Here is a 12,721-nt window from a genome sequence, read left to right as displayed (position 1 = left end):
TACCAATATGTCAATGAACTTGTTTACTTTTCTTCTCGTCTAAGAGCACTTACTGTCTCTCAAAGCGGGTGCAAATATACAACCGTTTTTCTCTCCGCCAAACCTTTTTGAAAAAATATTTTTTTTTCTTTTTGTCTGACCTCAATAAGCTTCAAAGAACGCGGCATCTCTGCCTTCACTACCCGACAACCTTCGTTGTTAGGGGCTGCAAATCTACAACCATTTTTTTCGTTCCGCCAAACCTTTTGGGAAATAAATTTTTCCCTTCAGTGCGACTTCAATAATGATTCAATGAACGTAGCATTGCTGCCTTTAATTCCCACAACCTTTCGTTGTAACGGGCTGCAAAACTACAACCCTTTTTCATTTCTCAAGCAATTTTTTGCAAGGTTTTTTTCAAATAAAACCCATGAAATTTTTAATTCGCTAAGAGTGAGATTATTGCCTTAAAGGCTTAACCGAAAAAGGAAGGAAAAGATAAGTGATTTTCCCAGAACCAGCAAATTAATTTTCCGACTTTTTTACTGAAGTCCATTTGTTGGTGAGGGTAGAAAAGTCGTAATCCACTTTTGCCTCCTGCCTTTCCAGGTGGCGGGCAGCAAACGCCCGTTGCAAAATATCCTCTATAAGGTAATCTTCGTGTACCTGGTCCGGGTGATATTCCTCCTTCAGGCTGATGTCAAAAAGACTGGCGGTAGTGTTATACCAAAAAGCCCTCCACCCATTCCTGAGTTCCTTTACCAGGTCAAAGGCGGTGATCCCGGTCTGCCGGTAGATGAGTTTTACCAGGATCTGCCCCTCGGTCCGGGTCAGCTTCTTCAGCTCTTCAGAGAACTCCTGTTCAATGAACTTCTGTACCTCCCGGGTATATCTTCTGCGCTTCCGCTTGGATTGCAACTCTCCTAACCGGCTGTTGAGTTCCACAAGCCGATCCGACGCCAGCTTGGCATAAGGATACACCTTGTGCGTTTTGCGTCTTAATATATAGTACCGCAACTTATCTTCGTAAGACTTGAATTCCAGCGGACTGAAAACCACCACTTCTTCTAATGCGATCGATTCCCGGAACGTACTGTCACCTTCCATGATGATCAGCTTCTCTGCCAGGGAATCCAGTTCTATTTCTTCTACCTGGGCCGATACTGTGCTCCCAAGCATCATAATAAGAATAAATATACCTGTATATCTCATGCGCCTTCTTAAACAAAAGTCTTGCCAAAAGTAAAGATAAACCCCTGACAGCCCTATTAAATAAAAGTGAATTATACTTAGATTTGTACAAAACACAGATACATGACCGCAAAAAAGATCCTTACCAAAAAATCGATCGATTTTTTTGAAAAATACCTCAATAACGCCTCCCCTACCGGTTACGAGTGGGAAGGTCAGAAAATATGGATGAATTACCTGAAGCCTTATGTGGATACCTTTATTACGGACACCTACGGTACCGCCGTCGGGGTGATTAACCCGGACGCTAAATACAAAGTAGTCATTGAAGGACATTCTGACGAAATTTCATGGTATGTTAATTACATCACGGACAACGGACTCATCTACGTGATCCGCAACGGGGGGAGCGACCACCAGATCGCACCTTCAAAATGGGTAAACATCCACACTAAGAACGGTATAGTTAAAGGAATATTTGGCTGGCCGGCCATTCATACCCGTGATAAAAGCAAGGAAGAAGCACCCAAAATTGAGAACATCTTTATAGATATAGGAGCTAAAGACAAAGCTGAAGTGGAAAAAATGGGTGTGCACGTTGGTTGTGTCATCACTTACCCGGACACCTTCCACATCCTTAACGAGGATAAATTTGTCTGCCGCGCGATCGATAACCGTGCCGGCGGATTTATGATCGCCGAAGTTGCGAGATTATTACACGAAAATAAAGTAGAACTTCCGTTTGGACTATACATTACGAATTCCGTCCAGGAAGAGATCGGGCTCAGGGGAGCTGAAATGATCACCCAGAGGATCAAACCAAACGCCGCCATCGTCACCGATGTCTGCCACGATACCACTACCCCGATGATCGACAAGAAAAAACAAGGTCATACAGAGATCGGTGCAGGACCGGTGATCTCTTACGCGCCTGCCGTTCAGAATAAGTTACGGGAACGGATCATTGAAACAGCCGAGAAGAAGAAGATCCCATTCCAGCGGATGGCTGCTTCCCGCTCTACAGGAACAGATACAGATGCTTTTGCATACAGTAACGGGGGCGTTGCATCCGCATTGATCTCCCTCCCCCTGCGCTATATGCACACTACCGTTGAAACGGTGCATAAGGATGATGTGGAAAACGTGATCCGGCTCATTTACGAGACCCTGCTAACTATTAAGGAAGGCGAAACCTTCAGTTATTTTGACTAATATTATAATCCCCCGTTCTTGCGGGGGATTTCTTTATATTACATAATGGATGAGCGCGTAGCAATTTGGGATGAGAATGGACAACCGACCGGACGTGAGGCTTTAAAATCTGAAGCCCATAAAAATGGTTGGTTCCATCCCACCGTACATATCTGGTTTTACACCCAGGATGGTCGGATACTTTTACAGCAGCGAAGCGCAAAAAAGTTGACCTACCCCCTGCTCTGGGATGTCTCTGTAGCAGGTCATATCAGTGCCGGTGAAAGTATCGAAGAGGCTGCGGTAAGGGAAACCGCAGAAGAGATCGGCCTGGATATCAATTTCAGCGAACTGGAGTCGATCGGGGTCTTTAAATCTGTCAGGAAACATCACGAAGAACTGATCGACTGTGAATTCCACCATACCTTCCTTTGCCTGTTACGCAAGCCTCCCGGTGAACTTAAGAAGCAGGATGAGGAAGTAGCTGCCCTGAAACTGGTTCCACTGATCACTTTTGCGGAAGAACTCTGGGGCCTTGCTAACCCCGGTAAATACGTTCCCCATGAGCCGGCTTATTACAAGACCGTGATCCGGCAGGTTCAGAAAAGACTATAAGCTTTTTATGAAAGCTTCCGGGTTTTCCAGGGTGTAGGACTGCTGGGTACCGCTTTTCATGTCTTTTACTACAAACTCACCTTGCTGCAGCTCTTGCTCCCCAATAAGAATTACATAAGGAACATTCCTGTTATCCGCATACTTGAATTGCTTCTGGATCTTGGCTGAAGATGGATAGACCTCGGATTTCATGCCCGCCCTTCTTAGTTGCTGAACTAATTTGGTAGCGGCCAGCGCTTCTTTATCGCCAAAATTGATACAGAGCACATCAAGGGCCCGATCTAAGGTTTCAGGGAAAAGTCCCAGCTCTTCCATCACCAGGTAGATCCTGTCAAGGCCAAAAGAAACTCCAACTCCGCTGATATCCTTAAGTCCGAAGATTCCGGTAAGATCATCGTAACGGCCTCCGCCTCCTATGGATCCCATAGACACCTGTTCCGGGGCAGCTACTTCCAGGATAGCCCCGGTGTAATAATTGAGCCCTCGCGCCAGGGTAACATCCAAACGCAAGGTACAACTCGCTAACCCCAGGTCATCGAGCGCTTCGGTTATGTACCGCAGCTCCTCCACTCCTTTGGTTCCCTCTTCAGATGTGGTGAGGAAATCACTTAGCTGGTCCAGAATCTCAGCATTAGATCCTTTTAAAGCAAACAGGGGTTGTGCCTTATCGATTGATTCCTGCGGAATGCCTTTCACCCACATATCATTTCGAACTCCTTCTTCGCCGATCTTGTCCATTTTATCCAGGGCCACGGTGAAATCTACGAGCTTATCTCCCGCACCGATAACCTCGGCTATACCCGCCAGGATCTTACGGTTGTTCAGCTTAATGGTGACTCCTTCCAATTTCAGATCGGTAAATACAGTATCGTACAACTGCACCAACTCCACTTCCTGCAGAAGGGAATCGGAACCTACAACATCCGCGTCGCACTGGTAAAATTCTCTGAATCGACCTTTTTGCGGACGGTCTGCTCTCCAGACCGGCTGAACCTGGTATCTCTTAAAGGGGAATTGCAGCTCGTTCTGATGCATTACCACGAAGCGGGCAAAGGGCACAGTCAGATCATACCTAAGTGCCTTCTCGCTTATATGTGGATACAGCGATTTGGAATCCTGCTGTTCGTAAATGGCCTTGTCTACCTTTTCGGCAAAATCACCCGAATTCAGGATCTTGAAGATCAGGCGGTCGCCTTCCTCCCCGTATTTCCCCATCAGGGTGTCCAGGTTCTCAAAAGACGGGGTTTCTATGGGCTGGTAACCATAGTGTTCAAAATGCTTTTGAATAATGCCGATGATATAGTTCCTCCGGGCTACTTCTGATGGTAAAAAATCTCTTGTGCCTTTAGGTATTGAGGGTTTCTGTGCCATAACTGCTGTTAATGCTGCAAATATACTTGATTGATAATTTCTTCTGAAAAAGCCTTATGCTTTATTCCCCTATGATCTGGTCGAACCAACGGTAAAGATCTCCACGGGTGATCACCGCTCCTTCCTTGATCAGCTCAAACTTATCCATGTGCGGGTCATCTGTATAAGCCTTCGAAGCCACGAGGTATTCCACGAAATCTGACTGCCAGTTCTTTTTAAACCAGCTGAAACCTTCATCGGTCCTCAGGTCGACCTCGGGATTCATCACCTTTACAGAGATCAGTTTCATTTCTTTTTCGGCCATATGGAAAAGATGCATCTGCTGCTCCGAAATATTCTCCAGGTAATCTACTTTTTTCAGGACCCCTTCCCAGACCAGGTCACTGAAAACATCCAGTTCTTCTTCTGCCACCTGTGGCTTCTCCTTTTTGATACTCTCCCATTCGTCTGCCGTAATAGATTGCGTGGCCAGGAAATTTATAAATTCGGGATGAAGTTCTTCTAATTGTTCTTTTGTGAGTCTCGCGTATTTCATATGCAAAAAAAGCCGCCCTGTAAGAGGCGGCTTGGTATTAAAAATTACTGTTTAATTAAAGATATACCGCACTCCAAACTGTGCTCTCCACCTGGACCTTACATCCGTAGCTGCAGTAAAGGTGCTGGTACGGTCAGGATCAAAGGTGTAAGTCGGGTTGTTGCCGGCGTCTACGGACACCCCTAACAACTGGTTAAAGGCCGGCTCCTCGACAATTCCCCAGTTCGAGTTTATCAGGTTACCAACATTCAGTACATCAACACTTAACTGAAGTACGTTGTTCTCTGCCAGTTTAAAATCGTGCAGGGCTTTCAGGTCCCAGCGGCCTTTCCAGGGAGCCTGGGCGCCATAACGCTCTGCGTAAGAACCCCGGTTTTCGCTCAGGTAATCATCCTGCTGGATAAAAGCCTCAAACGCTTCTGCCTGGCCAGCACCACTGAAATTCATCTGTCCGACTTCCGAGGATGTAGGGATGTATAATAGGTCATTGATACTGGAGCCATCATTATTGATATCGCCCCCGTAAATATAATTGAAGCGGTTACCACTGGTATATTCAAAGAAGGTAGATATGGTAGTACCAAAATCGAAGGCTTTTGAAAGTACCCCGATAAAACGGTGAGTATCACCATAACGAGAGAAAGCCAAAACATCTTCATTGGCATTCCCTACGATCGCGTTCCCTACAAAGGCATCCCCTGTGATCTCCGCTTCAATTGAGTTCACCTCTTTTGAGTTCAGGTAACTGTATGCCAACAGGGTATACAAGCCATTATCAAAGTTCTTCTGGGCTTTGAAAGAGGCGTTCCATACACGTCCTTTATCTGAATTAGTAAACACAAATGCACTGGTTGGTCCGCCAAAGATCTGGGACTTATCATCATTAGTGTATACCGCCCTGTTATCTACCCCGTTCAATGTGGCAGAAGGAGTGTCAAGCCCCCAGTTCTGTACGTGGGCAGCATTCAGGTCTTTGGTATAGGCCAGGTCAGCAGTCAGCACTATCCCGTTCTCAAGACTCTTGTCAAGACCGATATTGGTTCTCCAAACCTGTGGGAATTTGAAATCAGGATCCACTAACTGGTAGAAGAAGAAATCCACTCCTTGTACCTGGTTACCCAGCCATACAAATGGGAATCGTCCTGTAAACACCCCTGAACCACCGCGGATCTGGAGGGTGTTATCATCATGTACATCCCAGTTGAAACCTACCCTTGGAGAGATCAGCCAATCATTGGTCGGCATCTTTTCAGAATCCAGGAATACGGCCTCCCCTGTCTCAGGATCCGTGTACTCAATTGATGGGATATAGGTTCCGTTGGCTCCTCCTTTACGATCAATATTCTCACGCACTTTAGCAGCAGTGTCAAAGTACAGCGGTTTGTCAAAACGCAGGCCATAGGTCAGCTTAAAGTTCTCCGCGATATTCCATTCGTCCTGTGCATAAAAAGCCATCTGGCCTACATTGGTTTCAGCCAGAGACCAGCCTCCGGGATTACCTACACCATTTGCTTCCAGGCTCCTTTCAGCACTGATGGCTGCATCAAAAGCTGCCTGCAGGTCACCGGAGCTGGCAAAGTTCGGGAAATCAGCAATAGTTGTTGTCGGGAAGAATACTCCCTGCGCCCCGTAAGCCCCAAGGTTGAACGAGTTGTCGAACTGGAATTTCTCAAAAGAGAAACCTACGGTATATGTATGGTCTCCTTTAAAGAAGCTCAGGTTGTTGGTCAGCTGGAAAACTTTCTGATCCAGGGTATTGTTGATAGAGAATGGCTCGTGCCCGGCGATAATGTAATTAGAACTACCACTTGCATCCAGGATAGTAATTGTCGGTGCAGGTGTGGACAGAGGATTTCGGAAATCATCGAAATGCGTGTACCCGACCTGCAGCTTGTTAGTTGCGTTATCCGAAAGGGTACTGTTTAATTCGATCTGTACAGAGCGGATATTGTTATTGATCTCGTATCCTGTATTCTCAAATTGTAAAGTACTCTGGTTTGGCCCCCTGAATCCAAGTGCCGAAGGGTGTGCAGGCTTTTCCTTGGAAGCATTCAGGAAATTATAAATAACCGCCAGACGGTTCTTGTCATTGATGTTCCAGTCGATCTTAAAGATTCCTTTAGTCGATTGCTGGTCAAAGTTGAATCCTTCAAACCTTCCCGGATTGTAAAATATATCATTACCCTGCTCATCCTGCCCGATCACCACCTGGCTCAATAGGTCCTGTACCAGCTGGAAATCAGAAGCAGATACCCTGGACTCATTAATAGCACCTGTTCCGCGGTTCGGTACAAATCCGTTTGTACCCAGGGAAGTCAGGTCGTCTTTTTCAAAGTTTACGAAGAAGAACAATTTGTTCTTGATGATAGGACCCCCTATACTGGCACCATATTGTACCTGCTCCAGTCCTGTTTTGAAGACATCATCCCCGTTGATCTTGCCACCGGTGAGATCATCATTCCTGAAGAACCCGTAAGCGGTTCCGTAAAATTCATTGGTACCACTTTTGGTTACCGCGTTAACGGATGCTCCTGTAAACCCTGACTGGGTCACATCGTAAGGAGCTGTAGTTACCTGGATCTGGTCTATCGCATCCAGGGAGATCGGCTGGGCACTGGTCTGCCCTCCGGGGGTTGCAGCATCCAGTCCGAAAGGGTTATTAAAGATGGCCCCATCCAGTGAAAAGTTGTTATACTGGTCATTCCGTCCCCCGAAAGAAATTCCCGAAGCACCAGAAGATGCCGTTGGCTCCAGCCTGGCAAAATCTTCGGCCGATCGCGAGATGGTGGGTAACCTTGTCAGTTCCCTGCGCCCTACACTGGTCTCAGCCCCGGTACGGTCACTCCCGAAGGTTCCGGTTCGGTCCGATACGACGACTACTTCATCAAGTGCCTGACTTTCCTCTACCAGTTCCAGGTCAAGGTTAAAGGTTTTACCCAGGGTCAGGAAAATATCATCAACAGTCTGGGTTTTGAATCCAACGTAGGAAGCTGTCAGTACATAGGGACCGCCAACCCTAAGGTTCAAAAGGTTAAAACGTCCGTCTTCATTGGTAATAGCACCGTACTTGGTGCCGGTAGGCGTGTGAACGGCAACAATGTTAGCACCGAACAAAACTTCACCTTGTCCATCCGCTACGGTCCCACGGATGTTAGATGTCGTAACCTGCGCAATGGCAGCATACCCTGTGAAAAGTAGGGTCACAACCAGTAATAATCTGGATTTCATAAGTGTTAATTTAAGTTAGCTAGAGGATAAATATAAAATAAAAAAGGAGCTATGCGCACATAACTCCTTTGTATATTCAGGGGACATATAGACTGTAAACTATTGTTTATCAGCCACAACCTCGAACGGAAACTCCACGATCACCTCGCGGTGCAGTCGGATCTCGGCCTCGTATGGCCCAGCCCTTTTAATGGCGCCTCCTTTGATCATAATATATTTCTTGTCGATCTCGTGTCCTTCCTTTTCCAAAGCCGCAGCCAGGTCCATATTTGTAACGGAACCGAATAATTTATCGGCCGCTCCAACTTTTGCAGGAATTTTGATCTCCAATGTCTTTAATGCTTCAGCCGTTTTGTTGGCAGCATCAATAACCTTCTTTTCTTTATGTGCCTTTTGCTTTAAGTTCTCTGCCAACACTTTCTTTGCAGAAGGAGTTGCGAGGGTGGCAAGGCCGTTAGGAATAAGGTAGTTTCTACCGTATCCATTCTTAACATTAACCACATCGTCCTTAAAGCCAAGGTTCTGTACGTCTTCTCTTAAAATAAGTTCCATGATCCTTTTCTTTATTACTTTAATAAATCACCAACATAAGGCATCAGAGCCAAATGACGAGCACGCTTAACAGCTTGTGCTACTTTACGCTGGTACTTTAATGAGGTTCCTGTTAGTCTTCTAGGTAATAACTTACCTTGTTCGTTTACCAATTTCATGAGGAAATCCGGATCCTTGTAGTCGATATATTTAATACCAGACTTCTTAAACCTGCAATATTTCTTCTGCGTGTTGGTCTCAATATTCAATGGGGTCAGATACCTGATCTCCCCATCTTTTTTACCTTTCGCCTGTTGTTGTAACGTTGCCATAATCCTTACGCTTTAGCTTTTAACTTTGTTCTTCTTTTTTCTGCCCATGCGATTGCATGTTTATCCAGCTTAACGGTCAGAAAGCGCATAATGCGCTCATCTCTCCTGAACTCCTGCTCAAAAGGACCAATGGCCTCTCCTGGAGCTTGGAATTCGAATAAGTGATAAAAGCCACTTTTCTTGTGTTGGATCGGGTACGCCAATTTTTTCAGGCCCCAGTTCTCTTTAGAGACCATCTTGGCCTCAAATTTGCTTAAGAAATCCTCGAATTTCTTAACTGTTTCCTCTATCTGTGTGTCAGATAGAACGGGATTCAGAATGAAAACAGTTTCGTAATGGTTCATATTAATTTACATTTTTAAGGAGCGCAAAAGTAATAATTATTCAGTCGATTCACAAGAAATAGTAAAAATGTTCGTTATAAACAGAAGAACCGTCAAATTAAACTTAACCTAAAACCCAAATTCAGATCATGACAAGATACCGTATGGGGATACAATGTTTAAAACTTTTATTGCCGTATCCGTCGAATTTTCAGTAATTTGTCTATGATTTAACCCCACAAATCAACCCATTTATGAAACTAAGAAGCATTGTCGTTGATGATTCATCAATGCAGCGTATGGCAGTTGCCAAGTTGGTGAACAATCATCCAAACCTAGCCCTTGTTGCCGAGTACAGTAATGCTATTGAAGCTAAAAACGGACTCAAAAACAACGAAATAGACCTTATTTTCCTGGATGTTGAAATGCCCATCATCAGCGGATTCGACCTACTCGAGTCCCTGGAGAACAGACCACAGGTAATTCTTATCACAGGGAAACCCGATTATGCCTTAAAGGCTTTTGACTACGACGTCACCGATTACCTGCACAAACCCATCACCATGGCGAGGTTTGATGCCTCCGTGAAAAGAGCTGTTGCTAAATTTGAGCAGTTACACCAGGTAAACGAAGATGAAGAGCACATTTTTGTAAAGAGTAATCTTAAGAAACGTAAAGTCATTTTAAATGACATCAAATGGATCGAAGCTCTTGGAGACTATATTAAACTGGTAACAGACGAAGCCAACATCGTTATCCTATCTACCATGAAGGCTTTTGAAAAGCAATTACCGGAAGATAAATTCCTGAGAATCCACAAATCTTACATTGTGAACCTTGAGAAAATCGAGAAGTTCAACAGTAAGAATGTTGAAGTGGGGGGAAGATCTATTCCACTAAGCCGAAATAAAAAATCGGAACTTGCAGAAGCTTTGAGCAACGTTTAACTAAAATCATACATAGTCGACATTATAAATTACTCTGACCGATCTGAATTTAGAAATAGCATTAAAGGAACGTTCAATTCTTTTAATGCTTTTTTTTGTTTGAGCAAGTGACTGGCCACCCGGGATCTTCAGTAAGACATTCTTAATGTACTGGTTCCTGATTCGGGATACCGGGGGGAATTCCGGGCCGAGAACCTGGGAGCGAAACGCATTTCGCAACCCCTGGGAGAACCATTCGGCCGCTTCATTCACTTGGTCGTAATTCTTATGCTTAAAGGTGATCTTGATGATCCGGTTCACCGGGGGGTACTTATATTGTTCCCTCTCGTATAACTGTTCTTTATACATCGCCTCGTAATCCCCTGAACTCACCTGTTGCAGGATCTGGTGGTAGGGATTATAGGTCTGTATCAGAACTCTTCCGCGATCCTTAGTTCTGCCGGCTCTCCCTGCCACCTGGGTCAACAACTGGAAACTGCGTTCGTGCGCCCTGAAGTCAGGAAAATTCAGCAATGCATCAGCATTCATGATACCCACGAGTCGAACATTCCGGAAATCGAGCCCCTTGGTGACCATCTGGGTCCCCACAAGGATATCCAGTTCCTGCTCTTCAAAGGCGTGGATGATCTTGGCGTATGAATGCTTTCCGCGCGTAGTGTCCAGGTCCATCCGGGCCACCTTGGCTTCCGGGAAAAGTTCCTTCACTTCTGCCTCCACCTGTTCTGTCCCGAAACCTTTGGTGTCCAGGGTTGCGTTTCCACAGGCCTCGCAGGCCTCCGGCAATCCGTAGTGGTGCCCACAATAATGACAGCGAAGTTGTTTACTGTATTGATGAAAGGTCAGGCTGACATCACAATTAGGGCATTGGGGAGAATGTCCGCATGTGGTACATTCCACGATGGGGGCAAACCCTCTCCTGTTCTGGAAAAGGATGATCTGCCCGGAGTGCTCCAGGGCATCGGCCATCTCCTCTACCAGGCGTTCGGAAAAATGTCCTTTCATTCGCTTTTTACGATACTGTTCGGAAATATCCACCAGTTCAATTTCCGGCATCAGCACCTCACCATAGCGACGGTCTATCCTGGCATAGCCGTATTTTCCTGTCCGGGCGTTGTGAAAACTCTCTACGCTGGGGGTAGCAGAACCCAGCAAGATAGCTGCTTTGTGAAGATGTCCAAGCACGATAGCCGCATCCCGGGCATGGTACCGGGGCGCCGGGTCATACTGTTTAAATGAATTCTCATGTTCCTCGTCAACGATCACCAGTCCTAGGTCCTTGAAAGGAAGGAACATGGCCGAACGTGCCCCCATGACAATACTCGCTTTTTCCCTGCACTGCAGTACATTGTTCCAGGCCTCTACCCGCTCCTGTAAATTATAACGTGAATGGTATACCGTGATCCGGTGACCGAAATAGGATTGTAACCTTTCGATCAACTGGGTGGTGAGTGCAATCTCAGGTAATAAATATAAAACCTGCTTCCCCTGCTCCAGGGTCTCTTCTATTAATTTGACATATACTTCGGTCTTGCCCGAAGAGGTTACCCCATGCAGAAGAGTCACCTTATCCTGGTTAAACTGCTGCTTTATATTCTCAAGGGCATTCGATTGTATAGGATTAAGGTCTTTACTGCTTTCTGTGCCCGAATCCTTATCATAACTTACCCGGTCCTTACGCAATTGGTATTCTTCCAGTACTCCCTTCTTCACCAGGGAGCGAATTACAGTGCGGGACACCCCGCTTTCCTTCTCCAGTTTTTCTAACGAGACCGGCTTCTCTGTGGTACCCTGCAGCTGGAACAAAGAAAGAACCGCCACGCGCTGCTTCGGGGCCCGGGACAATTCTCCTATCAACGCTTCCAGGGCATTTTCTTCACCATAGGCTGCATCCAGCCTGATGTAGGAAACCATTTTGGGGCTGTACTGTTCCTGCAGGGTCTCGTGCACCTGTATCACCTCTTTGTCTATCAGGCGGTTCAGCAACTGCAATACATTCTTTTTTTCCACTATGGCCATGATATCCTGTACCCTCAGTGAAGACTGGTGCTGAAGGGCTTCAAATACCAGGAATTCATCATCCCTCAGCGCTTCCTCATCCACCTCTGCCTCCTTGTTGGCCGTGATCACGGTTTCACTCTCCAGCAAGAATGCACCGGGCAAAGCTGCCCTAACCACTTCGCCTAAAGTGCACATATAGTAAGAGGCTATCCATTCCCAATGCTTTAGTTGGGTTTCGTTGACCGTTGGCACCTCGTCCAGTACCAAATCTATTTCTTTTGCCTCGTAGGCTGTAGGAGCAGTTACTCCAAGGGTATAAACAAGGCCGGTGTAGTGTTTGGACTTTCCAAAAGGGACAGCAACGCGCATGCCTACCCGAAGCCGTGCGGCGTACGCAGGGTTTATTTTATAAGTGAATGCTTTCTCTATGGGTATAGGAAGTACAACTTCGATATACTCGTCCATACTGAGTTAAGGATA

11 protein-coding genes are annotated in these 12,721 nt (G+C 45.9%); 3 read left to right on the top strand and 8 right to left on the bottom strand.

The features are described 5' to 3' along the window. Positions 1 to 504: 504 nt before the first annotated feature. Positions 505 to 1,191: a DUF4294 domain-containing protein gene (locus CLV82_RS14495; RefSeq protein ID WP_133645059.1), complete on the bottom strand. Its 687-nt coding sequence runs from the start codon at positions 1,189 to 1,191 to the stop codon at positions 505 to 507. A 102-nt stretch (positions 1,192 to 1,293) separates the two neighbouring features. Here CLV82_RS14495 and CLV82_RS14490 point away from each other — a divergent pair, with 102 nt between their 5' ends. Further along, positions 1,294 to 2,382, top strand: coding sequence for a M42 family metallopeptidase (locus tag CLV82_RS14490; protein ID WP_133645058.1), 1,089 nt, complete (start codon positions 1,294 to 1,296; stop codon positions 2,380 to 2,382). 45 nt (positions 2,383 to 2,427) lie between these two features. After that, positions 2,428 to 2,976, top strand: a complete 549-nt coding sequence (locus CLV82_RS14485; protein WP_133645057.1) for an NUDIX hydrolase — start codon at positions 2,428 to 2,430, stop codon at positions 2,974 to 2,976. On the opposite strand, the gene hisS is transcribed toward CLV82_RS14485, so the two are convergent. From hisS to rpsF, 6 genes are all read right to left on the bottom strand, one after another. Further along, positions 2,971 to 4,347: a histidine--tRNA ligase gene (hisS, locus tag CLV82_RS14480; RefSeq protein WP_133645056.1), complete on the bottom strand. Its 1,377-nt coding sequence runs from the start codon at positions 4,345 to 4,347 to the stop codon at positions 2,971 to 2,973. The two genes, CLV82_RS14485 and hisS, sit on opposite strands and share 6 nt — an antisense overlap. A gap of 61 nt (positions 4,348 to 4,408) precedes the next feature. Further along, positions 4,409 to 4,882 (bottom strand): DUF6495 family protein, encoded by a 474-nt coding sequence (locus CLV82_RS14475; protein WP_133645055.1) that lies wholly within the window; start codon positions 4,880 to 4,882, stop codon positions 4,409 to 4,411. A 51-nt stretch (positions 4,883 to 4,933) separates the two neighbouring features. Further along, on the bottom strand, positions 4,934 to 8,110 hold the full coding sequence (locus CLV82_RS14470; protein ID WP_133645054.1) for a TonB-dependent receptor: 3,177 nt from the start codon (positions 8,108 to 8,110) through the stop codon (positions 4,934 to 4,936). A gap of 99 nt (positions 8,111 to 8,209) precedes the next feature. Continuing rightward, a complete protein-coding gene (gene rplI / locus CLV82_RS14465) occupies positions 8,210 to 8,662 on the bottom strand; it encodes a 50S ribosomal protein L9 (protein ID WP_133645053.1) in 453 nt (150 codons plus the stop codon). A 14-nt stretch (positions 8,663 to 8,676) separates the two neighbouring features. Continuing rightward, positions 8,677 to 8,973 carry a 30S ribosomal protein S18 gene (rpsR, locus tag CLV82_RS14460; RefSeq protein ID WP_133645052.1) on the bottom strand — a complete coding sequence of 99 codons (297 nt, stop codon included), beginning with the start codon at positions 8,971 to 8,973 and terminating at the stop codon, positions 8,677 to 8,679. A 5-nt stretch (positions 8,974 to 8,978) separates the two neighbouring features. Continuing rightward, the gene (rpsF, locus tag CLV82_RS14455; protein WP_133645051.1) at positions 8,979 to 9,317 is read right to left on the bottom strand and encodes a 30S ribosomal protein S6; all 339 of its coding nucleotides are present in this window, start codon (positions 9,315 to 9,317) and stop codon (positions 8,979 to 8,981) included. 233 nt (positions 9,318 to 9,550) lie between these two features. On the opposite strand from rpsF, the gene CLV82_RS14450 reads away from it, so the two are divergent. Next, positions 9,551 to 10,243, top strand: a complete 693-nt coding sequence (locus CLV82_RS14450) for a LytR/AlgR family response regulator transcription factor (protein ID WP_133645050.1) — start codon at positions 9,551 to 9,553, stop codon at positions 10,241 to 10,243. A gap of 6 nt (positions 10,244 to 10,249) precedes the next feature. Here CLV82_RS14450 and priA read toward each other — a convergent pair whose 3' ends face one another. Next, the gene (gene priA, locus CLV82_RS14445) at positions 10,250 to 12,706 is read right to left on the bottom strand and encodes a replication restart helicase PriA (RefSeq protein WP_133645049.1); all 2,457 of its coding nucleotides are present in this window, start codon (positions 12,704 to 12,706) and stop codon (positions 10,250 to 10,252) included. Between the last annotated feature and the right edge of the window lie 15 nt (positions 12,707 to 12,721).

Origin of the sequence: Zeaxanthinibacter enoshimensis (assembly GCF_004362865.1) — a bacterium.
In the GTDB taxonomy this organism is placed as follows: Bacteria; Bacteroidota; Bacteroidia; order Flavobacteriales; family Flavobacteriaceae; genus Zeaxanthinibacter; species Zeaxanthinibacter enoshimensis.
This window is presented reverse-complemented; position numbering and strand designations above follow the sequence as displayed.

Bases quoted from the DNA above. Each gene is read 5' to 3' on its own strand.
- CLV82_RS14470 (WP_133645054.1), bottom strand. From the start codon at position 8,110: ATGAAATCCAGATTATTACTGGTTGTGACCCTACTTTTCACAGGGTAT.
- CLV82_RS14495 (WP_133645059.1), bottom strand. From the start codon at position 1,191: ATGAGATATACAGGTATATTTATTCTTATTATGATGCTTGGGAGCACA.
- CLV82_RS14490 (WP_133645058.1), top strand. From the start codon at position 1,294: ATGACCGCAAAAAAGATCCTTACCAAAAAATCGATCGATTTTTTTGAA.
- rpsR (WP_133645052.1), bottom strand. From the start codon at position 8,973: ATGGCAACGTTACAACAACAGGCGAAAGGTAAAAAAGATGGGGAGATC.
- CLV82_RS14475 (WP_133645055.1), bottom strand. From the start codon at position 4,882: ATGAAATACGCGAGACTCACAAAAGAACAATTAGAAGAACTTCATCCC.
- rpsF (WP_133645051.1), bottom strand. From the start codon at position 9,317: ATGAACCATTACGAAACTGTTTTCATTCTGAATCCCGTTCTATCTGAC.
- rplI (WP_133645053.1), bottom strand. From the start codon at position 8,662: ATGGAACTTATTTTAAGAGAAGACGTACAGAACCTTGGCTTTAAGGAC.
- hisS (WP_133645056.1), bottom strand. From the start codon at position 4,347: ATGGCACAGAAACCCTCAATACCTAAAGGCACAAGAGATTTTTTACCA.
- priA (WP_133645049.1), bottom strand. From the start codon at position 12,706: ATGGACGAGTATATCGAAGTTGTACTTCCTATACCCATAGAGAAAGCA.
- CLV82_RS14450 (WP_133645050.1), top strand. From the start codon at position 9,551: ATGAAACTAAGAAGCATTGTCGTTGATGATTCATCAATGCAGCGTATG.
- CLV82_RS14485 (WP_133645057.1), top strand. From the start codon at position 2,428: ATGGATGAGCGCGTAGCAATTTGGGATGAGAATGGACAACCGACCGGA.